Origin of the sequence: Pseudomonas sp. Root329 (genome assembly GCF_001424925.1) — a bacterium.
GTDB lineage: Bacteria > Pseudomonadota > Gammaproteobacteria > Pseudomonadales > Pseudomonadaceae > Aquipseudomonas > Aquipseudomonas arabinosi.
On sequence record NZ_LMCV01000005.1, the window covers coordinates 39,744 to 65,337 of the forward strand.

Annotated in this window: 23 protein-coding genes; 16 read left to right on the forward strand and 7 right to left on the reverse strand. The window is 59.3% G+C overall.

From position 1 onward, the window contains the following. The first annotated feature begins 202 nt into the window (after window positions 1-202). The 7 genes from ASC74_RS07550 (at window position 203) to ASC74_RS07580 (ending at window position 6,595) form a co-directional block, all read left to right on the forward strand. Window positions 203-1,183 (forward strand): quinone oxidoreductase family protein, encoded by a 981-nt coding sequence (locus ASC74_RS07550; RefSeq protein ID WP_056740523.1) that lies wholly within the window; start codon window positions 203-205, stop codon window positions 1,181-1,183. 14 nt (window positions 1,184-1,197) lie between these two features. Continuing rightward, entirely contained in the window at window positions 1,198-2,046 is an 849-nt protein-coding gene (locus ASC74_RS07555; RefSeq protein WP_056740525.1) for a TauD/TfdA dioxygenase family protein, read from the forward strand. Between the two features lie 87 nt (window positions 2,047-2,133). Next, window positions 2,134-3,186 carry a 3-keto-5-aminohexanoate cleavage protein gene (locus ASC74_RS07560; RefSeq protein WP_056740526.1) on the forward strand — a complete coding sequence of 351 codons (1,053 nt, stop codon included), beginning with the start codon at window positions 2,134-2,136 and terminating at the stop codon, window positions 3,184-3,186. Window positions 3,187-3,277: 91 nt separating this feature from the next. Continuing rightward, entirely contained in the window at window positions 3,278-4,606 is a 1,329-nt protein-coding gene (locus ASC74_RS07565) for an MFS transporter (protein ID WP_056740527.1), read from the forward strand. After that, window positions 4,603-5,265: a DsbA family oxidoreductase gene (locus ASC74_RS07570; RefSeq protein ID WP_056740529.1), complete on the forward strand. Its 663-nt coding sequence runs from the start codon at window positions 4,603-4,605 to the stop codon at window positions 5,263-5,265. The genes ASC74_RS07565 and ASC74_RS07570 overlap by 4 nt, the downstream gene beginning before the upstream one ends. Continuing rightward, the gene (locus tag ASC74_RS07575; protein ID WP_056740531.1) at window positions 5,262-5,588 is read left to right on the forward strand and encodes a Rieske (2Fe-2S) protein; all 327 of its coding nucleotides are present in this window, start codon (window positions 5,262-5,264) and stop codon (window positions 5,586-5,588) included. Before ASC74_RS07570 ends, ASC74_RS07575 begins: the two co-directional genes overlap by 4 nt. Continuing rightward, a complete protein-coding gene (locus ASC74_RS07580) occupies window positions 5,585-6,595 on the forward strand; it encodes a YeiH family protein (RefSeq protein ID WP_056740532.1) in 1,011 nt (336 codons plus the stop codon). Before ASC74_RS07575 ends, ASC74_RS07580 begins: the two co-directional genes overlap by 4 nt. A gap of 361 nt (window positions 6,596-6,956) precedes the next feature. Here ASC74_RS07580 and ASC74_RS07585 read toward each other — a convergent pair whose 3' ends face one another. Next, on the reverse strand, window positions 6,957-8,015 hold the full coding sequence (locus ASC74_RS07585; RefSeq protein WP_056740533.1) for an AraC family transcriptional regulator: 1,059 nt from the start codon (window positions 8,013-8,015) through the stop codon (window positions 6,957-6,959). A 354-nt stretch (window positions 8,016-8,369) separates the two neighbouring features. On the opposite strand from ASC74_RS07585, the gene ASC74_RS07590 reads away from it, so the two are divergent. From ASC74_RS07590 to ASC74_RS07620, 7 genes are all read left to right on the forward strand, one after another. Then, the gene (locus ASC74_RS07590; RefSeq protein WP_056740534.1) at window positions 8,370-8,936 is read left to right on the forward strand and encodes an RBBP9/YdeN family alpha/beta hydrolase; all 567 of its coding nucleotides are present in this window, start codon (window positions 8,370-8,372) and stop codon (window positions 8,934-8,936) included. Between the two features lie 127 nt (window positions 8,937-9,063). Next, window positions 9,064-11,076, forward strand: coding sequence for a DUF1302 domain-containing protein (locus tag ASC74_RS07595; RefSeq protein WP_056740535.1), 2,013 nt, complete (start codon window positions 9,064-9,066; stop codon window positions 11,074-11,076). Window positions 11,077-11,117: 41 nt separating this feature from the next. Then, on the forward strand, window positions 11,118-12,476 hold the full coding sequence (locus ASC74_RS07600) for a DUF1329 domain-containing protein (protein ID WP_056740537.1): 1,359 nt from the start codon (window positions 11,118-11,120) through the stop codon (window positions 12,474-12,476). Between the two features lie 123 nt (window positions 12,477-12,599). Further along, on the forward strand, window positions 12,600-13,673 hold the full coding sequence (locus tag ASC74_RS07605; protein WP_056740541.1) for a WD40/YVTN/BNR-like repeat-containing protein: 1,074 nt from the start codon (window positions 12,600-12,602) through the stop codon (window positions 13,671-13,673). Window positions 13,674-13,704: 31 nt separating this feature from the next. Continuing rightward, window positions 13,705-16,221, forward strand: a complete 2,517-nt coding sequence (locus ASC74_RS07610; RefSeq protein ID WP_056740542.1) for an efflux RND transporter permease subunit — start codon at window positions 13,705-13,707, stop codon at window positions 16,219-16,221. A gap of 7 nt (window positions 16,222-16,228) precedes the next feature. Then, a complete protein-coding gene (locus ASC74_RS07615) occupies window positions 16,229-18,007 on the forward strand; it encodes an acyl-CoA dehydrogenase C-terminal domain-containing protein (protein WP_056740543.1) in 1,779 nt (592 codons plus the stop codon). Window positions 18,008-18,031: 24 nt separating this feature from the next. Further along, a complete protein-coding gene (locus tag ASC74_RS07620) occupies window positions 18,032-19,675 on the forward strand; it encodes a fatty acid--CoA ligase (protein ID WP_056740544.1) in 1,644 nt (547 codons plus the stop codon). 427 nt (window positions 19,676-20,102) lie between these two features. Here ASC74_RS07620 and ASC74_RS07630 read toward each other — a convergent pair whose 3' ends face one another. Genes ASC74_RS07630 through ASC74_RS07640 form a run of 3 tightly spaced genes read right to left on the reverse strand, consistent with a single transcriptional unit; the run spans window position 20,103 to window position 21,771 of the window. After that, entirely contained in the window at window positions 20,103-21,152 is a 1,050-nt protein-coding gene (locus tag ASC74_RS07630; protein ID WP_056740545.1) for a tyrosine-type recombinase/integrase, read from the reverse strand. Window position 21,153: 1 nt separating this feature from the next. Next, a complete protein-coding gene (locus ASC74_RS07635) occupies window positions 21,154-21,396 on the reverse strand; it encodes a DUF4224 domain-containing protein (protein WP_046048601.1) in 243 nt (80 codons plus the stop codon). A gap of 45 nt (window positions 21,397-21,441) precedes the next feature. Continuing rightward, complete coding sequence (locus ASC74_RS07640; protein WP_056740547.1) at window positions 21,442-21,771, reverse strand: hypothetical protein; 330 nt, start codon at window positions 21,769-21,771, stop codon at window positions 21,442-21,444. Window positions 21,772-21,872: 101 nt separating this feature from the next. On the opposite strand from ASC74_RS07640, the gene ASC74_RS07645 reads away from it, so the two are divergent. Further along, entirely contained in the window at window positions 21,873-22,391 is a 519-nt protein-coding gene (locus tag ASC74_RS07645; RefSeq protein ID WP_056740549.1) for a hypothetical protein, read from the forward strand. Here the strand turns inward: ASC74_RS07645 and ASC74_RS07650 are convergent. Continuing rightward, window positions 22,375-23,274: a hypothetical protein gene (locus ASC74_RS07650; protein WP_056740551.1), complete on the reverse strand. Its 900-nt coding sequence runs from the start codon at window positions 23,272-23,274 to the stop codon at window positions 22,375-22,377. The two genes, ASC74_RS07645 and ASC74_RS07650, sit on opposite strands and share 17 nt — an antisense overlap. Continuing rightward, the gene (locus ASC74_RS32010; RefSeq protein WP_236713251.1) at window positions 23,271-23,693 is read right to left on the reverse strand and encodes a hypothetical protein; all 423 of its coding nucleotides are present in this window, start codon (window positions 23,691-23,693) and stop codon (window positions 23,271-23,273) included. Before ASC74_RS32010 ends, ASC74_RS07650 begins: the two co-directional genes overlap by 4 nt. 152 nt (window positions 23,694-23,845) lie before the next feature. Here ASC74_RS32010 and ASC74_RS31570 point away from each other — a divergent pair, with 152 nt between their 5' ends. Beyond that, entirely contained in the window at window positions 23,846-24,808 is a 963-nt protein-coding gene (locus ASC74_RS31570) for a HEPN domain-containing protein (protein ID WP_156400800.1), read from the forward strand. 50 nt (window positions 24,809-24,858) lie between these two features. Here the strand turns inward: ASC74_RS31570 and ASC74_RS07665 are convergent, their stop codons facing one another. Beyond that, window positions 24,859-25,494 carry a hypothetical protein gene (locus ASC74_RS07665; RefSeq protein ID WP_056740555.1) on the reverse strand — a complete coding sequence of 212 codons (636 nt, stop codon included), beginning with the start codon at window positions 25,492-25,494 and terminating at the stop codon, window positions 24,859-24,861. Between the last annotated feature and the right edge of the window lie 100 nt (window positions 25,495-25,594).

The window sequence follows — 25,594 nt, forward strand, 5'->3', positions numbered from 1 at the left end:
ATATGTCCCCCAACCTTAAGGAACAGCATCAGGCCCACTCGCCGGGCTTTCTCGTTTCCGGGATTCGTACAGCCAGGCAGTTGTCATGAAATGAAAAGCCATTGTCGTCTGATGAGAAGCGACTCGTCAGACGGCGTCCTACAGTCCAATCAGCGCAATTCGACGCAGCACGCCCATCTTGCAGATTGGAGAATAAGAAAAAATGGCCAAAGCCGTACGCTTCTACGAAACCGGTGGTCCCGAAGTCCTCCGTTATGAGGAAGTCGAAGTGGGCGATCCCGGTCCAGGCCAGGTTCGACTTCGTCATGTGGCGGTCGGCCTGAACTATGCCGACACCTACTTTCGCAATGGCACTTACCCGATCCCGATGCCCAATGGCATGGGGGTTGAAGCCTCCGGAGTGGTCCAGGCCATCGGCGAGGGGGTTACCAATGTCCGCGTGGGTGATCGCGTCACCTACACCGGTTTTCTCAATACATTGGGGGCCTACAGCACCGAGCGTCTGATCCCGGCCGCGCCGCTGATCAAACTGCCGGAAACCATCAGTTTCGAGACCGCCGCGGCCATGACCATGCGCGGCCTGACGTCGTCGTACCTGATGCGGCGCATTTACGATTTCAAGGCTGGCGACAGCATTCTGTTGCACGCCGCTGCCGGTGGTGTGGGCCTGATCGTTTCGCAGTGGGCCAAGCTGCTCGGCCTGACCGTCATCGGTACCGTGTCCACCGAGGTCAAGGGCGAAATCGCCCGGGCCCATGGCTGCGACCATGTCATCAATTACAGCCATGAAGACGTCGCCCAGCGCGTTCGCGAGCTGACTGATGGCGTCGGTGTCAACGTGGTGTTCGACAGCGTCGGCAAGAACACCTTCATGGGTTCGCTGGATTCGCTCAAGCGCCGCGGCCTGATGGTGTGCGTCGGCACGGCATCCGGTCCGATCCCGGCCTTCGACCCGGTGATGCTGGCGATGAAAGGCTCGTTGTTCATGACCCGCCCGGCCCTGGCCGACTACATCGCCGACCCGGCGGAAAAAGCCGCGTTGGCGGGCGAGTTGTTCGACCACGTCGGCAGCGGTCGGATCAAGATCGAGATCAACCAGCACTACGCTTTGCAGGATGCCGTCCAGGCCCATCGCGACCTGGAATCACGCAAGACCACGGGCTCGTCGATTTTCGTCATTTAAGGGAGTCGTCTGCCATGAAAGTCGAACAATTGACCTGCAGCATTGGCGCCGAACTGATTGGCGTCAACCTTGCCGACGCGGTGCATGACGATGGCCTGTTTGCCGAGATTCGTGCGCAATTGCTCAAGCATCGCGTGGTGTTCCTGCGCGACCAGGACATCACCCGCGCCGAGCACGTGGCCTTCGCCCGCCGCTTCGGCGAGCTGGAAGATCACCCGGTGGCGGGCAGTGATCCGGATCATCCGGGGCTGGTGCGCATCTACAAGAACCCGGACCAGCCGGCGGACCGCTATGAAAACTCCTGGCACAGCGATGCCACCTGGCGTGAGGCCCCGCCGATGGGCTGCGTGCTGCGCTGCGTGGAGTGTCCGCCAGTGGGCGGTGACACCATGTGGGCCAACATGGTCGAGGCCTATGCGCGCTTGCCGGAAGACGTGAAGGTGAAGATTGCCGACCTGCGCGCCCGCCACAGCATCGAAGCGAGTTTCGGTGCGGCCATGCCGATCGAAAAGCGTCTGGCGCTCAAGGCGATGTATCCGGATGCCGAGCACCCGGTGGTGCGCACCCACCCGGAAACCGGGGAAAAGGTGCTGTTCGTCAACGCCTTCGCCACTCACATCAGTAACTACCACACCCCTGAGCGGGTGCGTTTCGGCCAGGACGCCAACCCGGGCGCGAGCGAGTTGCTGCGCTACCTGATCAGCCAAGCGTACATCCCCGAGTATCAAGTGCGCTGGCGCTGGAAGCCCAACAGCATCGCGATCTGGGACAACCGCAGTACCCAGCATTACGCCGTCATGGATTACCCGCCGTGCCATCGCAAGATGGATCGCGCCGGGATCATCGGCGACAAGACTTACTGATCGACCCCTTCTGCATTCGCACTCGTAAAGACGTCTGCCCGGCACGATCCCGGGTGGGCGCGACAATCATAAAAACAGGAGTAACTCATGCAATTCTTCGACGATTCCCTGCACCCGGAAAACATGGATAAGGTGGTCATCACCGTGGCCCCGTACGGCCCGGAATGGATGCCGGAAGACTTCCCCGAAGACATCCCGCTGACCATGGACGAACAGGTGCAAAAAGCGGTCGAATGTTATGAGGCCGGTGCCACGGTTCTGCACCTGCATGTGCGCGAACTGGACGGCAAGGGCTCCAAGCGCCTGTCCAAGTTCAACGAATTGATCGCCGGTGTGCGTGAAGCCGTGCCGGACATGATCATCCAGGTCGGTGGTTCGATTTCCTTCGCGCCGGAAAGCGATGGCGAAGCCGCCAAGTGGCTGTCTGACGATACGCGCCACATGCTGGCCGAGCTGACGCCAAAACCGGATCAGGTCACGGTGGCGATCAACACCACCCAGATGAACATCATGGAACTGCTGTATCCGGAATACCTGGAAGGCACGTCCCTGGCCAATCCCCTGTATCAGGCCGCCTACAGCGAAATGACCGTACCGGCGGGCCCGGCCTGGGTCGCCGAACACCTCAAGCGTCTGATGGACAACGGCATCCAGCCGCACTTCCAACTGACCGGCATGCACGCCATGGAAACCCTTGAGCGCCTGGTGCGCAAGGGCGTCTACAAGGGCCCGTTGAACCTGACCTGGATCGGCATCGGCGGTGGTTTCGATGGCCCGAATCCGTTCAACTTCTTCAACTTCATCCACCGCGCGCCGGACGGTTGCACCCTGACCTCCGAGTCGCTGCTCAAGAACGTCATGCCGTTCAACACCATGTCGATGGCCATGGGTATGCACCCGCGCGTGGGCAATGAAGACACTATTATTGATCACAAGGGCGATCGTTTCGGCTCGGTTGCGCAGATCAAGCAGACCGTGCGCATCGCTCATGAACTGGGTCGCGAAATCGCCACGGGCAAAGAAGCCCGCGAGATCTACCGCATCGGTGTGCAGTACCAAAGCATCGAAGAAACCTTGCTGGCCAATGGCATGGCCCCCAACCGCATGGCTGGGCAGAAAGGTGTGCCGCAACGCGGCTGATCGGCAGACGAAGCGGGGGGCAATGACCTCCCGCTCGCTGCACTGCAACACGCTTGATAACAACAATAAAACGAAGCTTTGAGGAGGCTGCATGGCCTTTCACCCAATCGCCGCAGACGATGACGACTGTGCTGTCGGTGTTGCGCGTCCGTATGCCTGGATCGTCTTCGCACTGACGTTCGGGCTGTTGATTTCCGATTACATGTCGCGCCAGGTGCTGAACGCAGTGTTCCCGATGCTCAAGGGCGAATGGGCCCTGAGCGACGGTCAGCTCGGTCTGCTCAGTGGCATTGTCGCCTTGATGGTGGGGCTGCTGACATTTCCCTTGTCATTGCTGGCGGATCGCTTTGGCCGGGTCAAGAGCCTGGCGCTGATGGCCTTGCTGTGGAGTCTGGCGACGCTGGGCTGCGCAGTGGCGCAGGACTATCAGCAGATGTTCATTGCACGGTTCATGGTCGGCGTCGGCGAAGCGGCGTACGGCAGCGTCGGCATCGCGGTAGTGATTTCGGTGTTTCCCAAACACCTGCGTGCAACGCTGGCCAGTGCCTTCATGGCGGGCGGTATGTTCGGTTCGGTATTGGGTATGGCGCTGGGCGGTGCAATCGCCGCCAAGCTTGGCTGGCGCTGGTCGTTCGCCGGCATGTCGCTGTTCGGCCTGCTGCTGGCGGTGCTTTACCCGGTCATCGTCAAGGAAGCACGCATTGCTCCGCAACGTGCCTCCCTGGCGGCGAACAAGGCGGCGGCAGCGGTCAAGCGTCCGTTGCGTACGCTGTTTTCCAGCCGCTCGGTGATCGCTGCCTACATCGGCAGTGGCTTGCAACTGTTCGTTGGCGGCACCGTCATTGTGTGGATGCCCAGTTACCTCAATCGTTATTACGACATGGCCACGGACAAGGCGGGCGGCGTCGCGGCGATCATCGTGCTGTGCAGCGGTGCAGGGATGATCCTGTGCGGCATGCTCAGCGATCGACTGTCGCGCCATTCGCCGGAGCGCAAAGTTGCCTTGGCCATCGCCTATTGCCTGGGCAGTTGCCTGCTGTTGTCGGCGGCGTTCGCACTGCCACCAGGGCCTGTGCAATTGGCGCTGATCTGCCTGGGCATGTTGATTGCCGCCGGCACGACCGGCCCTTGCGGAGCGATGGTTGCCAACCTGACCCATTACTCGGTCCACGGCACGGCCTTCGCCACGCTGACCCTGGCCAACAACATGTTGGGGCTGGCGCCTGGGCCGTTCATCACCGGCAAGGTGTCCGACCTCATTGGCTTGCAGGCTGCTTTTCAATTAGTGCCGCTGGTCAGCCTCGCGGCAGCGGCCGTGTTCTTTTATGCCAAGTGTCATTACCACAAGGACATTGCCCGGCTTAAGGGCGAGCAAGTCCACGATTCGATGAGCAAAGCGGTGTTAGAGGTGAAGTTGTGAGTGGTCGTTTACGTATTGATGTGTTCTTCGATTTCATCTGTCCCTGGTGCCTGATCGGCAAGCGTCAACTGGAACATGCGCAGGTACAGTTTCGCAGTCGCCACCCGGATGTGCAGATCACCACGGTGTGGCATGGCGTGCAGTTGCTGCCTCAGTTGCCGGTACAAGGTGAGCCCTTCGCCGATTTCTACCGCAAACGCCTGGGCAATGCCGACGCTATGACCATGCGCCAAGCCCAGGTACAGCAGGCTGCCGCGGCGGTTGGACTGACCCTCGACCTCAGCCACATCGAGACGATGCCCAACACCGCAGACGCCCACCGTTTGTTCGAACGAGTCAGCGTACTGGGCAATGCTACTCAGCGTGAAATGTTGCTCGAACGGCTGTTCACCGCTTATTTCCGCAGACGCGAAAACCTGGGATGCCGCGAGACCTTGCTTACCATTGCCCGCTCCTGCGGCGTCGATACGGACGTGGTGCTCGATTGCCTGAAGGGCGACGCCACGCCATTCGACGGCTTCCCCGGCGCGACCAGTGGCGTGCCGAGCTTTCAGTTCGACCGTCGCATGACGGTGATCGGTGCACAACCTGCTCAGGCATTGCTCGGGGCCATGAGCCAGGCACTGAAAGAAAGTGAACTCGAGCGGCAACCTGCATGAACCGGCGTATCCCTGTGCCTGCCGGAAAACTCCCGCAGGCGGGCGCTCGTGCACTGTTCGAATTCGATGACAAAAGCCTGGCGTTATTCAACGTCGAAGGTGACGTGTTCGCCATCGACGACAGTTGCCCGCACCAGGGCGCCTCGCTGTGTGGCGGACGCCTTGAGGGGCGGGTGATTCAATGCTGCGCCCACGGCCTGCGCTTCGATCTGCGCAGCGGTTACTTGCTCAATTCCACTGCTGTCAAAGTCGCCAACTACCCGGTCGAGATCATCGACGGCCAGGCGTTCATCGTCATCGTTCCCGAGGAGGCCGCGCCATGAGCGCCATCGCTCTCACCCGTATCCACAGCCGAACGCGCGAACTGGCGCCAGGTTTTGTCGTCAGCTTGATCGTTGCTGCCGCAGCGTCCTTTTTGTCCGAGCACTACGGCGCGCCGGTGATGTTGTTTGCCTTGCTGTTGGGCATGGCGCTGAACTTCCTGGCCGGTGACGGTGCCTGTAAGGCCGGCATCGAGTTCACGGCGCGCACGGTGTTGCGCATCGGCGTGGCCTTGCTGGGCATGCGCATCACCCTCGAACAGATTGCCGCGCTGGGCTGGAAGCCTGTGGCGCTGGTGGTGATTCTGGTGGTGGTGACCATCGGCGCTTCAGTGATCGCAGCCAAGGCAATGGGATTCCAGCGTTTGTTCGGCATGCTCACCGGTGGCGCCACCGCGATTTGTGGTGCGTCGGCGGCGTTGGCGCTGGCGGCGGCATTGCCGAACCATCCGCAGAAAGAACGCGCGACGTTATTCACGGTAATCGGGGTGTCGGCACTGTCGACTTTGGCGATGATCGTGTACCCGATGATTGCCAACTGGCTGTCGTTGTCGCCACAAGTGGCGGGCGTGTTCTTGGGGGCGACCATCCACGATGTCGCCCAGGTCGTCGGTGCCGGTTACAGCATGTCGACCGAAACCGGCGATACGGCCACGGTGGTCAAGCTGATGCGGGTCGCCATGCTGCTGCCGGTGATCGTCTGCGCCGCCATGATTACCCGCATGCAGGGCGCCGACCCGACCGGAAAACGACCGCCGCTGCTGCCATGGTTCGCCGTCGGATTTCTGATTCTGGCCTGTATCAACAGCACCGGATGGGTGGCCCCGGCGGTGCAGGGATCGGTCAATGAATTGTCGCGCTGGTGCCTGGTGGTTTCCATCAGCGCCTTGGGTATGAAGACCCAGCTCAAGGAGCTGGCGGCGGTGGGCATCAAGCCGATCCTGTTGATGGTGGGGGAGACGGTGTTCCTTGTCGTGCTGGTGCTGTTGTTGCTGCGTTGGGGTCTCTAAGTCCGGTCACGAATACCGACCGAGACGCATCTTTTGTAGCAGCTGGCGAAGCCTGCGTTCGAGGACGAAGTCCTCGCAAATCCGGTATGCGCGGGTTGACTGACACACCGAGCTGCATGGTTTTACGACTGCTACGCAGCCGGACGCAGCCTCGCAGGCTCGGCAGCTGCTACAGAGCTGCACTGCGGTCGACTCCTAGTCGCAGTGGGGCTCCCGGCCGGTGTCATAAACACCGGTTCTTTTGCGGCGACTGTACCAGCAGTCGCCGCTTTTTTTTGGGGGGTAAAACCCTGTAGCAGCTGCCGAGCCTGCGAGGCTGCGTCCGGCTGCGTAGCAGTCGTAAACCATGCAACGCGGTGTATCAGTCAACCCAGGGTTCCGTGGAGCCGGGCAGGGCGCTTGGTTCGCTGGGTGCCTTGGGTTGTTTTTGCGCGCTGCGCCAAGCGGCCGGCGGCATACCGAACTGGGTGATGAACCAGCGTGTGAAGGAACTCGCCATGGAGTAGCCGAGCATGTCGGCGATCCGGCCCAACGAGTAATTCGGGTTTTCCAGGTAGCGCAGCACCAGGTCGCGGCGCACGTCGTTGATCAGGTCGTTGAAGGCGCAGCCGTCGTCTTTGAGGCGGCGCTGCAGGGTCCGAACGTTCATGCCCTGGGTCTGGGCGATCTGCTCGATGGTGGCGCGTCCCATCGGCAACAACAGGTAGATGGCTTTGCGCACCTCGAACAGCATCGAAGGGCCTTCGTGGTTCAGCAGCGAGTCGAGGTAACTCTGGGCGTAGCGCGCCATGGCCGGGTCGGCATGGGGGTTGGTCATGTCGAGGCTGGCATTGGGACAGACAATGCCATTGAACTCGCTGCCGAATTCCAGCTTGCAGCCGAACAGACGGCGATGCAGTTGCAGGTTGTCGGGCGGCTGGTGCGTGAAGTTGACACTGTAGGGATGCCAGTGTGCGCCGAGCAGGGCGGCACACAGGCGGAACATCACGCCGATGGCCAGTTCATTGGCTTGTCGGCAGGGCATCGGCGATTCGGTGACCACCTCTTCGCGAATGATCACCATCTTGCCCGCCTCCTCGATGAAGAGGGCCAGCGAATCGTTCATCAGATGCCGGTAGTGCACCAACACTTGCAACGTATCACGCAGCGTACGCTGGTGGCTGAGCAGCAGACTGACCACGCCGAAGTCCGAGAGTTGGCGCGACTCGGCCATGCTCAGGCCGAAACTCTGGCAGCCACTGGCGGCGGCCGAGTCCTCCAGCAGACGCACGGCGGCATCGATGGGAATGCGATGTTCAGGGGCTTGCAGCTTGGCTTTGCTCAAGCCGACGCCGGCCAGTACATCACGCGGGTTGAACCCCAGGTACTGAGTGACCTCCAGGTAGTTGGTCAAGACGGCGGCGCGAACAAGCTTGGGCATGCGAAGGTCTTTCCTGGGCCGGTTGCGATTCAAATTTGCGTGGCGACTATATCCAGCACATCAACAATTGAACAGTTGTGACGTTGTCGAGGGCGCTCGCCCAATGCTGTCCAAAATCACACCGTCGTTGTGCAGCAATCGACGCTCACCCATTGATTACAGTGAGCTGTAGAGAACCTGCGGGGATATTCGACCAATGGTCGCGGCGCGCCAACACCTGGAAATTTGTCATGAAAAGAAAAGTGCCTGACGTCCAATGAAAAGCGCCTCGGGCGGGCGCTCTTTAATGTCAGTCCTACAAAAAGCCCCTGGCGATAGAGCCAGTCGAGTCATCGAGAAAGCGAAGGTGTTGAAGTGGACAAACTGCAAACTGCCGCAACCGTTCTGATCGTACCGGGTCTGCGCGAGCACGTTGCCGAACATTGGCAAACGTTGCTGGAAACCAGGCTGTGCAAAGTGCGCAGTGTGCCGCCTCTGGACACCGACAAACTCGATTGTGCCAAGCGGGTCGAAGCGATTCAGCATGAATTGGAACAGATCGACGGGCCGGTGATTCTGGTCGCTCACAGCGCCGGCGTGTTGATGGTTGCGCACTGGGCTGCCCGGCACAGTCGGCCGATCAAAGGCGCGCTGCTGGCCGCTCCGCCGGACCTTGATGCCCAATGGCCGCAAGGCTACCCCTCCGCTGAAACCCTGCGTACCCAGGGTTGGGACCCTCTACCCAAAGGCCGGTTGCCGTTCCGCAGTCTGGTGGCCGCCAGTACCAACGACCACCTCGCCAGCCTGGATGCCGCCACGCGCATGGCCGAAGGCTGGGGCAGCGAACTGCTCAATCTCGGCGAAGTCGGTCATCTCAATCCTGCTGCCGGGTATGGGCGCTGGCCACACGCCGAAGCACTCATCCTCGAACTGGACCGCTAATTCAGGCGCCGGTTGGCCCGCGCCATCCGGTATTTGCCCTCACTCCTGAAAACGTAAACCCCTGGCACAAGGGGTTGCGCGAGGGCGGCTGCGCTTAAAACAAATACAAAAAGGCGGAGACAACGCAATGCACAACAATAAGAGTCACGGGTTCGCACCCTCGCGTTACACCTTGCTGGCCTCGGCCATTCTGGTCGCCGCTGTGCCGGTCGCGCAGGCGGTCGAGCTCGACACCGGTAACCCGGACTGGACCGTGCGTCTTGATAACACCGTGAAGTACAACTACGGCGTGCGCACCGAAAGCGCTGACAAACGCATGCTGGCAACGCCGAACAACAACGACGGCGACTACAACTTCCGCAAAGCCGGGACCAACATCACCAACCGTGTTGACCTGTTGACCGAGATGGATGTCGTCTACCAGAACCACATGGGTTTTCGTGTCAGCGCCGCCAGTTGGTACGACAAGGCCTACGAGAACACCGGTTCCAATTCCAACCCGTTCGTCAACGGCAACGACGCAAGGTCGGGGCTGGTCGCCAACGATCCGCGCCTGGCCGGGGTCACCGGCGACAACGTCGGCAACGGCAGCCCGCACCTGAGCAACTATGCCCAGCGTTACTACACCGGTCCGTCCGGCGAAATCCTCGATGCCTTCGTGTTCTACAGCACCGAAGTGGGCGAGGAGTCGCTGCTGAGCGTCAAGGCCGGACAGCACAACGTGTTCTGGGGCGAGACCATTCTCAACCCGGTGCACTCGATCAGTTACGGCCAATCGGGACTGGACCTGGCCAAACTGGCCGCCTCGCCCGGTACCGAAGCCAAGGAACTGTTCGTTCCGCGCAATCAGCTGTCGATGTCGTTTACCGTCAATCCCGAGTTGACCGTGGGCGCCCAGTATTTCCTCGATTGGGATGCCGCGCGCCTGCCGGAAGCCGGCACTTATTACGGTGGTTCCGATCTGGTCGGTTTCGGTGCGCAGTCGTTCCTGCTGGGCAACACCAATGGCGTGGTGCCAGGCAGTCCGCTGGGTTGTGGCCTGGCGCCGTGCAACGGCTTGACCAACGTGCGTCGCGGGCATGACCTGACGCCGGACAAGCGCGGTGACTGGGGTGTTATGGCCAAGTGGTCGCCGGCCTGGCTGGATGGCACCCTCGGCGTTTACTACCGCGAAACCTCGGAAATCCTGCCGCAAGCCTGGCTGGATGCCAGAGGCCTGAGTTCGGCCAACCCCAACGGCACCCCGCCGGCAGGGCAAGTGCCTGCGGTGGTCAATACGCTCAACTCGCTGAGCACCGCCACCTATCAAATGGCCTATGCCGACAACATCAAGATCGTTGGCCTGAGCCTGTCCAAGGATGTGGGCGGGGTGAGTGTGGGTTCGGACCTGAACATTCGTCACAACATGCCGCTGGCCAGTATTCCGGCGATTGTCAGCACTAACAGTCCGCTAGGCCTGGGCGCGGGTCTTGGCCTGTTGCCGGCGCGTACGGCTGCCACCGGTGTGGTCTACGACACCCCGGAGAAAGGCGACAGCATGGCCGCCACCGGCGACACCTTGCACTGGACGCTCAACGGTCTGATGACCATTGCTAAAACGCCGGTGTTCGATTCGGCGACGCTGCTGGGCGAGCTGTATTACAGCAACCTGCTCAAGCTCGATAGCAAGAACGAGGCGCTCTACAAGGGCAAGGACACCTATCGCGGCATCGACCAGCCGACCCGGGACAACTGGGGCATCGCGGTCAACTTCACACCGACTTGGTACCAGGTGTTTCCCGGCGTCGACCTCAACGCACCGATGTCCATCAACGTGGGCCTTGCCGGAGTGTCGCCAGTGTCCGGTGGCGGTGCCAAAGACACCGGTAACTACGCCATCGGCCTCGGGGCCGTTGTGTACAACAAATACTTCGTTGATCTGAAGTACGTGGACTCCTTCGGCAAGACCGACAAGTGCGACACCAGCGGTCTGAGTACCGGCGCGGCCAATGCCGGCAGCGGCGACGGCTCCACACCCAATGCCTTTAGCGGCAATGAAAACTACGCCTGTTACGGCGGTGGCTACTCGGCCTTCTCCGGTGGAGGGGCCACGACTGAGGACCGTGGCGCCGTTTACCTGACGATGAAAACCACTTTTTGATGCACCACTGATTTGCTCAATGCAAGCAGGAGAATAACAAGATGAAATTCGCAAAAACCGTGTTGGCCGCGTCGCTGGCCATGGTCCTTGCCACCCAGGCACAGGCCGCTGTTTCAACTCAGGACGCTGCCAAACTGGGCAGTAGCCTGACCCTGGTGGGCGCCGAAAAGGCCGGGAACGCTGATGGTTCCATCCCCGCCTACAGCGGTGGCCTGACCACGCCGCCGGCCAGTTTCAAAGCCGGCGACAGCATGCGTCCGGACCCGTTCGCCAACGAAAAACCGCTGCTGGTGATCGATGGCAAGAACGTCGATCAGTACAAGAATATGCTCAGCGCCACCACGGTCGAACTGGCCAAGCGCTTCCCGACTTTCCGTGTCGATGTGTTCCCGACTCACCGCACTGTCTCGCTGCCCCAAGCCATCCTGGATAACGGCGTGAAGAACGCCAGCGGCGCCAAGTCGCTCGAAGGTGGACTGGCCATCGACAACGTGCTGCCGGGCGCACCGTTCCCGATCCCGCAGTCGGGCAACGAAGCGATGTGGAACTTCCTGTTGCGTTATCAGGGCGTGAGCATCAACACCAAGTACGACTCGTGGAACGTCGATTCCGCTGGTATTGCGAGCCTGGCGATCACCGGGCAGGCGTTTATTTCCTATCCGATCTACGAAAACCTGACGCAGCCGATCAGCAGCGCCGATGTGTACTACCAGATGAAGCTCTCTTACACCGGCCCAGCGCGCCGGGCCGGTGAAGCGATCATGCTCAAGGACGCCGCCAACCCGTTGCAGCAACCACGTCGCGCCTGGCAGTACTTGCCGGGCCAGCGTCGGGTGAAACTGGCGCCGAACCTGGCCTACGACACGCCGAACCCTGGCACCGCCGGCGCGGGCACCTACGATGACGTGTTCGTGTTCAACGGGGCGCTGGATCGCTATGACTGGAAGTTGGTGGGCAAGCAGGAAATGATCGTGCCCTACAACACCTACAAGCTGACCTACGTCCAGGATCCGAAGTCGCTGACCACCGCCAATCACCTCGCGCCGGACTTCGTGCGCTGGGAAAAACACCGCGTGTGGGTCGTCGAAGGCACCCTCAAGTCCGGTGCTCGCCACATCTACGCCAAGCGCCGCTTCTACCTCGACGAAGACAGCTGGACCGCTCTGGCTTCGGATCAATACGACGCCCGTGGCCAGCTCTATCGCGGTTCCTTCGCCTTCCTCAGCCAGAGCTATGACAAGCAGGTGCCGGACTCCACGCCGTTCATGATCTACGACCTGGTCGGCGGCACGTACAACATCAACGGTGTGGTCGGCCCTTACGGCGGTATCAAGTACATCGACCCGCTCTCCAAGGCGCAGTGGTCGTCGGAGTCCCTGGCCGGCGCCGGTATTCGCTGAGCCAACCGCAAAAACGCCCGCTCGACTCACTGCTCACGAGGCGGTGGGAGCGAGCGGGCGCCAGGTTTCAACGTCAGGCACACGGACGTGTGTCCCGGCGCGGTTTTCCGAAGAGGACGCGGTATGTGTTCGTATAAAAATTGTTTGCAGCTGGCGTTGGGCGTTGTGCTCGGCGTGTTGCAGGGCATCACCCACGCAGCCGACTACGTCGATGTGCTGGACCTGCCTGTCAGGGTCAGCACCTTGGCCGTCAACAGTCCGTTGTCCGGTATGGCCCGCGCCGGTGAGCGCGTGATCGCCGTCGGCCAGCGTGGCCATATTCTGTTTTCCGATGATTCCGGTCAGCACTGGCAGCAGGCCGCTGTGCCGACTAGTGCCGACCTTACTGCGGTGAGTTTTCCGACCACCACCCAGGGCTGGGCGGTGGGTAACGATGGCGTGGTGTTGCACAGCAACGACGCGGGGGCGACCTGGCGCAAGCAACTGGACGGCCGCGAGATCGGGGCCTTGCTGGTCAAGCATTACCAGGCATTGGCCCGTGCAGAACCTGGCAACGAACAATGGCCGCTGCTGGTCGCCGAAGGTGAGCGCCTGGTGGCGCAGGGCGCCGACAAACCCTTGCTCGATGTCTGGTTCGCCAACGAGCGCCTCGGCTATGTGGTTGGGGTGTTCAACTTGATCCTGCGCACCGAGGATGGCGGCCAGAGCTGGACCCCGTTCCAGGACCGCACCGACAACCCGCAGGGTTTTCACCTCAACGCCATCGCCTCCACCGGCGATGCGCTGTACATCGCCGGCGAGCAGGGCTTGTTGCTCAAATGGGATGACGCAAAACAGCGCTTCGCCGCCATGCAGACACCTTATCAGGGCAGCTTTTTCGGTGTGCTCGGCAAACCTGGGGAAGCGCTCGTCTACGGCTTGCGCGGCAATGTGCTGCGCAGCACCGATGGCGGTTTCAGCTGGACGCCGCTGGACAGTGGCCTGCACGTCAGCATCACCGCCGGCATCGTCGATGCGCAGGGTGATTACCGCTTGTTTACTCAGGGCGGGCAGATGCTGGTGAGCCAGGGCGCCGGTGCGCAAATGCACTGGGTGCAGCAAGCCGAGCCGGTCCCAGTGACGGGCGTCACCCGCGCCGCCGACGGTGCGCTGGTGGTGGTTGGCAGCCGTGGTGCACGGACGCTGTCCGTTGAATAAGCCCTCGAACCCTTAGAGCGAGAACCCAGACATGGGCCATACCAAACAAGAAACCATGCCGGTGATCCGCGATCTGCGTGACTTCGACCGCCAATCCGGCAATCGGCTGGAGCGGCTAGTGTTCAACTACCGTCCGCTGTTCATGCTGCTGATGGCGCTGGCCACCGTGGTGCTGGGCTACATGGCCGCGACGCGCCTGGAGCTGCGTCCAAGCTTCGAAAAAATGATTCCGCAGAGTCAGCCGTACATCCAGAACTTCCTGGAAAACCGCCAGTCGTTGCGCGGTTTGGGCAACTCGGTGCGGGTGGTGGTGGAGAACACTCAGGGCGATATTTTCGACCCCGGCTACTTGGACGTGCTCAAGCAGGTCAATGACAAATTGTTCCTCACCGAAGGCGTCGACCGCGCCTGGATGAAGTCGTTGTGGAGCCCGGCGGTGCGCTGGACCGAAGTCACCGAGGAAGGTTTCCAGGGTGGCCCGGTGATGCCCGATACCTATGAGGGCAAGCCTGAGCAAATAGAACAGCTGCGCCAGAACATTTCCCGTGCCGGTATCGTCGGCAGCCTGGTGGCCAGCGACTACAAATCGAGCATGCTGATCGTGCCGCTTCTGGACAAGGCCACGGCCAGCGGTCAGCGCATCGACTACCACACCTTTTCGCAGATGCTCGAAGAGCAGTTGCGCGACAAGATCGAATTCACCGGTGACAGTGCTGCACGCAAAGCCGGGGAGGAGGGCAAGGGCCAGTACAAAGTCCGGGTGATCGGTTTCGCCAAACTGATGGGCGACCTGATCGACGGGCTGATTCAGGTGATGATGTTCTTCGGCCTGGCCGTCGTCACTTCGCTGATCATCATTTACGCCTACACCCGATGCGTTCGCAGCACCTTGCTGGTGGTCGGCTGCTCGTTGATCGCGGTGGTCTGGCAACTCGGCATCGTCGCCTGGCTCGGTTATGCCATCGACCCATACTCGGTGCTGGTGCCTTTTCTGATTTTCGCCATCGGTGTGTCCCATGCGGCGCAGAAGATGAACGGGATCATGCAAGACATCGCCCGTGGCACCCATAAGCTGATCGCCGCACGCTACACCTTCCGCCGTCTGTTCATTGCCGGCGTCACGGCGCTGCTGGCCGACGCCGTTGGATTCGCGGTGCTGATGCTGATCGATATTCCGGTGATCCGAGACCTGGCGATCACTGCCAGTATCGGCGTAGCGGTGCTGATTTTCACCTCGCTATTGCTGATGCCGGTGGCGCTGTCTTATGTCGGCGTCGGCGCCAGGGCTGCCGAGCGTGCGCTGAAAATCGACACGCGCGCAGAAGGGCACAAAGGCTTCGGCAAACTGTGGGACTTGCTCGACCGCTTCACCACGGCCAAATGGGCCACGGGCGCGGTATTGGTCGCGGTGCTGATGGGCATCGGCGGCTTCATGGTCAGCCTGCAACTGAAGATCGGCGATCTGGAAAGTGGCGCACCGGAGTTGCGTGCCGACTCGCGCTACAACCGTGACAACGCCTACATCACCAGCCACTACGCGCTGTCCAGCGACCTGTTCGCGGTGATGATCAAGACCGCACCGGAAGGCTGTCTGAACTACAAGACATTGATTCTCGCCGACCGACTGGCCTGGGAGCTGCAGCAGTATCCGGGCGTACAGGCGACGGCTTCGCTGGTCAATGCGGTGCGCCAAATCACCGCCGGCACTTATGAAGGCAACCCCAAGCTCAACAGCATCCAGCGCAATCAGGACGTGCTGAACTACGCCGCGCAGCAAGCCTCGGTCAACTCCCCGGAGTTGTTCAACACCGATTGTTCGCTGATGCCGGTGATCACTTTCCTCAAGGACCACAAGGCCGAGACGCTGGATGCCGTGGTGGGCATCGCCGAAAAATTCGCCCGGGAGAACAACAGCGAAGATCGCCAGTTTCTGCTGGCGGCCGGGTCGGCCGGGATTGAGGCGGCGACCAACATTGTGGTGCGCGAGGCCAATCGCACCATGCTGCTTTACGTCTATGCGGCGGTGACGCTGTTCTGCCTGATCACCTTCCGCAGTTGGCGCGCGACCCTGGTCGCCCTGTTGCCACTGGTGCTGACGTCGATCCTCTGCGAAGCGTTGATGGTGGTCATGGGCATTGGCGTGAAGGTCGCAACCCTGCCGGTGATCGCATTGGGCGTGGGCATCGGCGTGGATTACGCGTTGTACCTGCTCAGCGTGCAGTTGCATTACCAGCGCCAGGGCCTGCCGCTGTCTCAGGCTTACCGCAACGCCGTGTCGTTTACCGGCCGGGTCGTGGGCCTGGTGGGCATCACCCTGGCGGCCGGCGTGGTGTGCTGGGTCTGGTCGCCGATCAAGTTCCAGGCCGACATGGGCATCCTGCTGACCTTCATGTTCCTGTGGAACATGCTCGGCGCGCTGGTGCTGATTCCTGCCCTGTCTTACTTCCTGCTGCGTCACCCCGTTCCGCAAGCCCAAGTGGCACAAGCCGGTGCAACCGGCACATCCCAACGCCAGGGCATGCCGCATGCCCTGACCACTTCTGAGTAAGCCAACGATGTCTGATTACAAAGCTCCTTTGCGCGACATGCGCTTCGTACTCAACGAAGTCTTCCAGGTGTCCCGGCTATGGGCCCAATTGCCTGGCCTGGCCGAAGTGATCGATGAAGAAACGGCCGCCGCGATCCTTGAAGAGGCGGGCAAAATCAGTGGCGAAGTTATCGCACCGCTGAACCGCAGCAGCGACGAACAGGGCTGCACCTGGAACAACGGCGCGGTCCAGGCACGGGACGGTTTTGTCGCGGCTTACCAGGCCTTCGCCGACGGCGGTTGGGTGGGTGTTGGCGGTGATCCGCAGTTCGGTGGCATGGGCATGCCCAAGGCCATTTCGGCTCAGGTCGAGGAGATGGTCAACTCGGCAAGCCTGTCGTTCGGCCTGTACCCGATGCTGACCGCCGGTGCGTGCCTGTCGATCAATGCCCACGCCAGTCAGGAACTCAAGGAACGCTATCTGCCGAACATGTACGCCGGCACCTGGACCGGTTCGATGTGCCTGACCGAGGCGCATGCCGGCACGGACCTCGGCCTGATTCGCACCCGAGCCGAACCTCAGGCCGACGGCAGTTTCAAGGTCAGCGGCAGCAAGATCTTCATCACCGGCGGCGAGCACGACCTGACCGAAAACATTATCCATCTGGTACTGGCGCGGTTACCGGATGCACCCGCCGGCCCCAAAGGTATTTCGCTGTTTCTGGTGCCCAAGGTGCTGGTCAATGCCGATGGCTCGCTGGGTGAGCACAACGCGCTGTCCTGCGGTTCCATCGAGCACAAGATGGGCATCAAGGCCTCCGCCACGTGCGTAATGAACTTTGACGGGGCGACCGGCTGGATCATCGATGCGCCGAACAAGGGCCTGGCGGCGATGTTCACCATGATGAACTACGAACGTCTGGGCGTGGGTATCCAGGGCCTGGCGCTGGGTGAGCGTTCGTACCAGAACGCCGTCGAATACGCCCGTGACCGTCTGCAAAGCCGTTCGCCGACGGGCGCACAGAACAAGGACAAAGCCGCCGATCCGATCATCGTTCACCCGGATGTACGGCGCATGCTGTTGACCATGAAAGCCTTGAACGAAGGCGGGCGGGCGTTCTCCAGCTACGTGGCCCTGCAACTGGATACCGCCAAGTACAGCGATGACGCGGCAACCCGCACCCGCGCCCAGGAACTGGTGTCGCTGCTGACCCCGGTGGCCAAGGCGTTCCTCACCGACATGGGGCTGGAAACCACGGTGCATGGCCAGCAGATCTTCGGCGGCCATGGTTACATCCGCGAATGGGGCCAGGAGCAATTGGTTCGCGACGTGCGCATCACCCAGATCTACGAAGGCACCAACGGTATCCAGTCACTGGACCTGGCCGGGCGCAAAATCGTCGGCAGCGGCGGGGCGCTGTACCGGCTGTTCGCTTCGGAAATCCGCAACTTTACCGCCAATGCCTGCGCTGACCTCGGCGAGTTCACCCAACCGTTGAACGCCGCCGTCGACACCCTCGACGAACTGACCGCATGGCTACTGGACCGAGCCCAGAACAACCCGAATGAAATCGGTGCGGCCTCGGTCGAGTACCTGCACGTGTTCGGCTACACCGCGTACGCCTACATGTGGACGCGAATGGCCAAAACCGCCATGAGCACGCATTCCAAAGACGATTTCTACGCCAGCAAACTGGCCACCGCGCGCTTCTACTTCGCCCGTCTGCTGCCGCGTATCCATTCGTTGAGCGCGTCGGCCAAGGCTGGCAGCGAATGCCTCTACGAACTGGACGCAGCGCACTTCTGATCGAAAGAACAAGGACTCCCAACCATGATGGCGACAAAAATAATTCCGCCCGCCGACGGCGCCTATGCCTATCCCTTGCTGATCAAGCAATTGTTGCTGTCCGGCGTGCGCTACGGGCCGGGCCGGGAAATCGTGTATGCCGACAAACTGCGCTACAGCTACCAGACGCTCAACCAGCGGATCCGTCGGCTGGCCAACGCCTTGACCGCTGCCGGCGTCAAGGCCGGGGATACGGTGGCCCTGCTCGACTGGGACAGCCATCGCTACCTGGAATGTTTCTTTGCCGTACCGATGATCGGCGCGGTGCTGCACACCGTGAACATCCGTCTTTCGCCGGATCAGGTGCTCTACACCATGAACCACGCCGAAGACGACCTGGTGCTGGTGCATGATGATTTCCTGCCTCTGGTTGAACAGATTCACGGACAGCTGAAGACCGTCAAAGGTTACCTGCAGCTTACGGATGACACAGCCACTCACACGTCGCTACCGGTGCTGGGGGAATATGAAAACCTGTTGGTGGGGTCGGCCGACCAGTACGACTTTCCCGATTTCGATGAAAACTCCGTCGCGACTCTTTTCTACACCACGGGCACCACTGGCGCCCCTAAAGGCGTGTATTTCACCCACCGCCAATTGGTCCTGCACACCTTGAATGCCGTCGGCACTTTGGGCGTCTATCAGGGGTTGCCGCTGCTGCGCTCCGATGACGTCTACATGCCGATCACACCGATGTTTCACGTGCATGCCTGGGGTGTGCCCTATGTCGCCACCCTGATGGGGATCAAGCAGGTGTACCCCGGACGCTACGAACCCAACAGCCTGGTCAGGCTGTATCGAGAGGAGAAGGTCACGTTCTCCCACTGTGTGCCGACCATTCTGCAAATGATCCTGAACTGCGAGGAAGCACAACGGACTCGTTTCGATGGCTGGAAAATGCTCCTGGGCGGCAGCGCGCTGACATTAGGTATTGCCAGCGAAGCGAGCGCCAAAGGGATTCAGGTGCACAGCGGTTACGGCATGTCGGAAACCTGTCCGTTGCTGTGCCTGACTTACCTGCGTGACGAAGACCTCGATCAATCCACGCAAACCCAACTGACCACCCGCATCAAGACGGGCACACCTGTGCCGATGGTCGATCTGAAAATCATCGATGCCAATGGCAATGACGTTGCCCATGACGGCGAGTCTCTGGGCGAAATCGTGGTGCGCGCGCCTTGGCTGACCCAAGGTTATTTGAAGGAACCCGAAAAGGGCGCCGAGTTGTGGCACAACGGCTGGTTGCACACCGGCGACATGGCCTCTATCGACGCGTTGGGTGGAGTGGAAATCAAGGACCGCATCAAGGATGTGATCAAGACAGGCGGGGAGTGGATCAGCTCCCTGGAACTGGAGAGCCTGATCAGCGAGCACTCGGCCGTCATGTCGGTCGCGGTGGTGGGCATTGCGGACGAGCAATGGGGCGAACGGCCGATGGCGTTGGTGGTGTGCGAGCCTGGGCAGTATCTCGACCGCAAGATCCTGGAGACGCACCTTCAAGGATTTGTCGAGCGGGGCAGGATCAATAAATGGGCGATTCCCAAGCAGTTCAAGTTCGTTGCCGAGATCCCTAAAACCAGCGTCGGGAAGATTAACAAGAAGCTTATCAGGGAAAGTGAATTGGGCTGAAAAAGGTGTGGTGGGTGCTACGCGAACCCTACCCGCATGTCGCGAGGTGTTCTGTTTCAGATCAGTCTGCTTTAAGAAACTGATGGCTTGGGGGGAGCTGCGCGGCTGACCACGGTGCGGATTAATGCGCGAGTATCGTGTTCGGAAGCGTGGCTCACCGAGGCTAGGGTATGGGCTGGCAGGTTTTTCCCAAAAGCCAGAAACGACAAAGCCCTGAATAATCAGGGCTTTGTCGTATAAAGATGGCGGAGGCGATGGGATTCGAACTCATGGACCTGTTACAGTCGACGGTTTTCAAGACCGCTATTCAAAGCCGCTGAATTCGCGGCTTGCAGCGATTTTTCGTTCCATTACTTTGGTTTTACAGCACCCCTACAGACCGCATTCTACAAGGGCTCCGCTTTGAGTTATGGAACGCTTTTTCAGGTCATTTTGACGGCCTGGCAATGGCGCCAACGCGGCGATAAACGCGCTCGGTAATGTCGCCTTTGGTGTGCCCAAGAAGCAGACTCGCTTCGCCGACATCGGAGATTTCCGAAGCAGCCTTCGGCCTGATATCCCGGAACTGAAATCCACCGATCTTTGCTGCCAGCAGTTCGTCGCCGATCTCGATTGCGGCCAGCTTTGCTTTCTCGCGAGCAATGTCCCAACGCTTTCTCAGCATCGTCGCGGTCATCCGTTTGCCGTGACGACTGACGATCAGGTAGTTCGAAACGTGCCGAGTATTGCGTTCGGTTATTTCAGCAATCAGTCGCCCCAGGCTATTCGCCTCGCCGCCGGTGGTCATCTGAATCCGCAGCTTCTTGTGCGTCTTGTTCTGTTGCACTCCCAAGTATCCCCCCTCTGCATCATCCTTTCGCATCACCAGGACATCTGCCGGTCGTTGCCCGGTGAGGTAGGCCAGGTCCATCGCGTCTTTCAGCTCTTGAGCTGCCTTCTTGTAAACCGCATCCCACACCACATCATTCGCGTAATAGTCCCGCGGCGTTTCCTTGTTTTTGCGCACGCCCTGGCAGGGATTTTCCTTTGTCGTCAGCCCCCATTCCCGGGCGATATTGAAAACGTGGGAAAGGGTGGCGATCTCCCTATTCGCCCGAACCTTTGCCGTCCGTGCATCCCGGTACCCGGCAATCGTGGCCGGGGTGATCGAGTCAATGGGAGCGCTGTCGAACATCGGCCGCAGCTGCTTGATCTCCGACATATTGTCCTTCTGGGTTCGCGGTGCTTTTTTGGAGACGATATCGCGGATGTACCTGTCGAAGATGCCCTTCATGGTGCGCAGGTCAAGCGGTTTTTCCTTGGCTTCGAGTTCTGCCCATTTGATCCTCGCCTTGTCGAGGTCTTTGCCTAGAGGGATGTCTTTGCCCAGCAGGTCGCGGTAGTAATACGCGGTCCACACACCACCGCTTTTCCGCTTGCGGGAGCGCTGATACATCCGTGGGGGAAGGTGGTGATACTCGGTCTTGCGGGGGCGCATATCAGTTCACTCGCGAGAAGTCTGGCGTCCATGCCGGAGCTGCCGGCGGTGGGTTGGGGTCAGCGATGGTGGGGGAGATCATGCCCAGCTTCATGCGGGCATACATCCGTCCAACCAATGGACGCTTGCCGCGGCTTTCGATGAACACCCAATGGCGGTCTGCCAGCCAGCGCCGCTGGTAGGCCCGAGCCTTGTAGCCAGTGAGATCCGCCAGCTCGTCGTCCGAGAGAATTTCAGTTTCCATAGAGATGCTCCATGCCGCGCGTGGCGGCAGAAGGTGGGGAGGGGGTTAATCCATTTGGTACCAGACGCCACACTCGACGCCTTCTGCCTTCAGGGATTTGTACATGGCTTGCACGCCGGCGTAGCGCCGGTTGCCCTGACCATCGAATGGGGCGCTGAGGTGAAAAGCCCTGGTGTGGTAAGTGGTGGCAGCCTGTATCCAGCCAACAATGCCTGCCTTGTCCAGGGTGCTTTCGCGGAGAAGGCCGACCCGGATGTAAACGCGATCGAGGTTGGCGCTACCGCCATCATCTGGCGCTGCGTTGGCGGCCGCCTTGCCTGCCTCAATTGCGCGCGCAACAGCTGCTGCCAGCGCTGGGAGCTGATCTTTGGTCACAGGAATTCCTCGCCCGCCGTTCTCCGGCAGGTTTAAAGTTAGGAGGGGGGTGGTTTTAGAAGGCTGCTGCAGATCAAGTCATTTAGCGGAGACTTTTTTGTATGACTGATACAGATGTAAGCGAAATTACTGACAGTAGAATCTATGAGGCCATTGGGATGGCAGTTGTCGCAGCTCAGATGTTTGAGAATATCTTCATCATTGCTTGCAGATTGGCAATCAAGCAGGCCGACGCCACTACAGTGGAGGACGTTGTGCCAGTCCAAGCTGATAAGGCGCTCAAACAGCCTGTTAAGGCTCTGTTAAAGGAGTTGTCAGGGGTGCAGCCAATTGCAGCTTTAGAGGACAGGGTTCTGGCGCTGATTGAAAGGCGACATATAGTTGTGCATCGTCTTCAGGAAGCAACCGGGTGGCCAGGCAATGTGACAGATCAGCAACGAATTGACATCCGTGAGCTGTGTATCGAGGTAAGCGCTGAGGGTCTAGATCTGCATACGACATTTCTCCAGTTGTTGGGGGAGTGGGGCAAGCGATTTCCAAACATGCAGGAAGGTATCGAAGCGGCAAAGTTGCATGAAATGTATCGCCGCGATCAGGGGCTTCCTAATTCAAAAGCTTGAACTCGACGACCCAGACCCACGGGTTGGCGTCCCAGTCGCCGCCAGTGGAGACCCAAAGATCAGAGAAGCCCTTTCGAGCATCTTCGATGGCCTGATCGGGCGCATCTACCCACCACTCACCACCCCAGAGTGCTTCGCCGTGGGTACTCACGCCCTCGGCGGTAACCTGTGATGGTGTGATGTCCTGCAACCGCTCGACGCGGATCTCGGTGATCTCCAGCAGGATGCGGCTTGCCCAGCGCGGCATGTGAATACTTGGCGTCCACCGGCTAACCGTTTCTTCTTTGGAGTGGTCGTAGAACTCGGCGTTGCCGCCGCTCGCCCGGTACTGGCAGTGCTCTGGCTTGCGGAAAGCATCCCAGCCATCACGCTCGACCAGGTGCATTTCCTCTTCGTCGACCAGCGGACCAGCAAATGTCTCGCGTACCCAAAGCCGGTCACCTCGGTTGCCGTATGGGCAACCACCGTACATCGCCAGTTCGGCGACGCACTCGGCCTCGGTAGCTCCGAAAGCGCCAAACCCCCAGCGAGGATGGTTTTGGACGGTTGCCATCCATCTGAGCTCTTCACCCTCGGTGCCGATCTGGTGCGGGATATGGTGTCCCTTGAGAGGTCGCCGGGTTACCGTTTTTCGGCCTTCCAATATGGCGTGAACCATTGGCCCGCTGAAAAGTATCGGATGTTCCTTGTGAAGGCCGATGGTTGATGGTGTTCTAGGCTTGGCCATCTTTGTCAGGCAGCGCTTGCACGTCACCTTGTCGCGACTGCCGGTACCGTCCCAGTCAGCGTTTGAATCCTCGTTCAGGCCGCAAGCTGATGAGCTGTGCCACTCGCCGTTTTGATCTGATCCTGAGCTGGTCGTGAGGTGCACTTTCTTGGTCATGGCGTGACTCTCCGAGCCCATTGCACATACGGGCCGTCCTCAGTATCAAAAATCCCCATAAGGAACCACTCAGGCCCCGGTGACTCGGGATTCCAGGCATTGCAAGCAGCGTCTTCTTCCGGAAGGTCGTAAGTCTCGTCACCCGAGTGCCAGCCTTTCAGCTCCAGCCCTTGCTCCTTCGTCCAAGCGGTGTATGGGGCAGGATCTTCGCCTTCACCAAAGTTCGGGATGTTCGGGTGGTACCACCAGCCATCCTTATCGCGCTTCACTTCGGCGGGACCGAATGGCTTTTCAGCGTGGGTGGCGCACGGAGTGACACGGTAGACATTCGAATACTGGCCTTGGCCATCACTAAAGCTCAGCTGACAGCCGCATTCGGCAGGCTTGTCGTTGACGAATACGATCTTTACTTCAGGCATGACTTCGTCCTTTGCCGCTATAGCGGCTGACTTTGAAGGGTAAGAGTTTCTGGCTGCCATTGAGGGCAGAATGAAGAGCTAAAAGGTGGATGCTCGTCTATTTCTTTTTTGTATGAGAAAGTAATGGGGATTTCAATTTAGGCGGGGTTTGTATGTGGAAGGTCAAGCTATTAACTACTATTAGATATTTGGATTTCAATGTTCCTTCTGGTAGTTATGAGTTTATGCCCGGCGTTATTCTAATTGTTGGGGCTAAAAATGTATCAGATTATATTGGATCAGATTTTAGGCGTTATGCGGGGGAAATAGAATATTCTCATTTTCAAAGAGCAAGTAATATAGTGGTCGGTGAGTTTGATCATGCGGCTTGGGGGGATGATGCGACTGCTTCAGAGATTCTGTTTTGTTGGCTAGTGTGGATTGAGTGGATTCTGCAAGATTCGTGGCTTGTCTATGATAGTTCCATTCATAGTGAAATTGCTTTCGCAAAAAAAAGTGAAAAAAACAAATCAGTAGAATGGTCGAATAATAACTTGGCATCACATGCCAGCGATTCTTATGGGGGGCGACTAACCGTAACAACTATTAGCTTGAATGATCTGGAGCAGTGGATTGAAAGGAGTTTAAAGCTTAGAACTTATATACATGATCGTGGTGTAACGATTGCAACTCCTGTTATATCAAAGAGTTATACTCGGTTTGCTAGATTTATAAACTTTGTTCAGTTGGCACGTAGAACCTCGCATCCTGCTATGAAAATAGCTCAGATGTGTAGCGCTCTGGAGAGTTTGTTTTCTACTGACACTTCCGAACTGACTCATAGGCTGTCCGAGCGAGTAGCGATGTTCTTGGGAGGTGACGGAGAAGCGATGGAAAAGAGCTATCAGATGATGAAAAAGTGTTATGCGGTGAGATCTCAAATAACACACGGTTCTCATATTAAAGATAGTGTGGCTGAGCAGATACCTGACATGAGCTTCGATATGATGGTGATGTTGCGAGAGATAGCATTAAAAATTATTGATAGTCCAGAATTGTCCAAGCTTTTTGATGGTGATAACGACGGTATTGAAGCGTATTTCAGGAGGCTTTTGTTCGGTATCGCTAGAACATAGTGAGCCGGGTTTCCCGTTGTATGGCTAGCACGAAGATCAAGAATTAGTCTTCATATGTTCACGACGTTGTGGTGAACAGCTGACTGTACCGTTTCGACAATGCGACGCAAATATGTGAATTCGTGGTTTTCCTCGACGGCCTTATCGCCGAGCGTGTAATGCCATTCCTCACCGAATAGTTCGGTCAGAAGGTTGCTGTGATGCCAGCATTCGTTTGAGCTTTCGATGCTGCGCAGTACATCGATGTCATGCCAAAGCTCGCGAGCTTCATCTTTGCTCAGCTCGCCCAGTTCCCACTCGTGGCGCTCGGTCTGTTGCCGCCGACGCTGGACGATACACTTCTTGGCCAAGGCGTGGAGGGCGTCGCCGCTGAAGACAGTGGAGCTGATGCCGCGATCTAAGCAATTAAGGACGTAGTCCCATCCGCAGTCGGCGACGAATTCCGCGACAGTGCGGGGTCCCATGCCACCCCAATAAGCATTCCAGCTTTTGTCCCAACAATTAATGGTGATCTTGCCCTGGGCGGTCTGGTAGTTCGGGTTGGATTCGGTCGGGCAGTCCCGCCGGCCGAAATCCTCGAAGAACACGGTGATCGGGTCAAGCCGAGGCGCGCCGGTGATGACCAGCTTTGTCACTGTCGAGCGCTCAACCTTCAGCGGTTCAGCGAGTTTGTTTTCTGTGGGCATGGGCATTTCTCTAGTTGGAGCAGGCGATTGCCGAGCTTGGCCGCATGCTTGGTGTCTATTTGGGTAGATATGGTTAAGCTCTAACGCTCAAATCTATCGA

Bases quoted from the DNA above. Each gene is read 5' to 3' on its own strand.
- ASC74_RS07550 (WP_056740523.1), top strand. From the start codon at position 203: ATGGCCAAAGCCGTACGCTTCTACGAAACCGGTGGTCCCGAAGTCCTC.
- ASC74_RS07555 (WP_056740525.1), top strand. From the start codon at position 1,198: ATGAAAGTCGAACAATTGACCTGCAGCATTGGCGCCGAACTGATTGGC.
- ASC74_RS07560 (WP_056740526.1), top strand. From the start codon at position 2,134: ATGCAATTCTTCGACGATTCCCTGCACCCGGAAAACATGGATAAGGTG.
- ASC74_RS07565 (WP_056740527.1), top strand. From the start codon at position 3,278: ATGGCCTTTCACCCAATCGCCGCAGACGATGACGACTGTGCTGTCGGT.
- ASC74_RS07575 (WP_056740531.1), top strand. From the start codon at position 5,262: ATGAACCGGCGTATCCCTGTGCCTGCCGGAAAACTCCCGCAGGCGGGC.
- ASC74_RS07580 (WP_056740532.1), top strand. From the start codon at position 5,585: ATGAGCGCCATCGCTCTCACCCGTATCCACAGCCGAACGCGCGAACTG.
- ASC74_RS07585 (WP_056740533.1), bottom strand. From the start codon at position 8,015: ATGCCCAAGCTTGTTCGCGCCGCCGTCTTGACCAACTACCTGGAGGTC.
- ASC74_RS07595 (WP_056740535.1), top strand. From the start codon at position 9,064: ATGCACAACAATAAGAGTCACGGGTTCGCACCCTCGCGTTACACCTTG.
- ASC74_RS07600 (WP_056740537.1), top strand. From the start codon at position 11,118: ATGAAATTCGCAAAAACCGTGTTGGCCGCGTCGCTGGCCATGGTCCTT.
- ASC74_RS07605 (WP_056740541.1), top strand. From the start codon at position 12,600: ATGTGTTCGTATAAAAATTGTTTGCAGCTGGCGTTGGGCGTTGTGCTC.
- ASC74_RS07610 (WP_056740542.1), top strand. From the start codon at position 13,705: ATGGGCCATACCAAACAAGAAACCATGCCGGTGATCCGCGATCTGCGT.
- ASC74_RS07615 (WP_056740543.1), top strand. From the start codon at position 16,229: ATGTCTGATTACAAAGCTCCTTTGCGCGACATGCGCTTCGTACTCAAC.
- ASC74_RS07620 (WP_056740544.1), top strand. From the start codon at position 18,032: ATGATGGCGACAAAAATAATTCCGCCCGCCGACGGCGCCTATGCCTAT.
- ASC74_RS07630 (WP_056740545.1), bottom strand. From the start codon at position 21,152: ATGCGCCCCCGCAAGACCGAGTATCACCACCTTCCCCCACGGATGTAT.
- ASC74_RS07635 (WP_046048601.1), bottom strand. From the start codon at position 21,396: ATGGAAACTGAAATTCTCTCGGACGACGAGCTGGCGGATCTCACTGGC.
- ASC74_RS07645 (WP_056740549.1), top strand. From the start codon at position 21,873: ATGACTGATACAGATGTAAGCGAAATTACTGACAGTAGAATCTATGAG.
- ASC74_RS07650 (WP_056740551.1), bottom strand. From the start codon at position 23,274: ATGACCAAGAAAGTGCACCTCACGACCAGCTCAGGATCAGATCAAAAC.
- ASC74_RS32010 (WP_236713251.1), bottom strand. From the start codon at position 23,693: ATGCCTGAAGTAAAGATCGTATTCGTCAACGACAAGCCTGCCGAATGC.
- ASC74_RS31570 (WP_156400800.1), top strand. From the start codon at position 23,846: ATGTGGAAGGTCAAGCTATTAACTACTATTAGATATTTGGATTTCAAT.
- ASC74_RS07665 (WP_056740555.1), bottom strand. From the start codon at position 25,494: ATGCCCACAGAAAACAAACTCGCTGAACCGCTGAAGGTTGAGCGCTCG.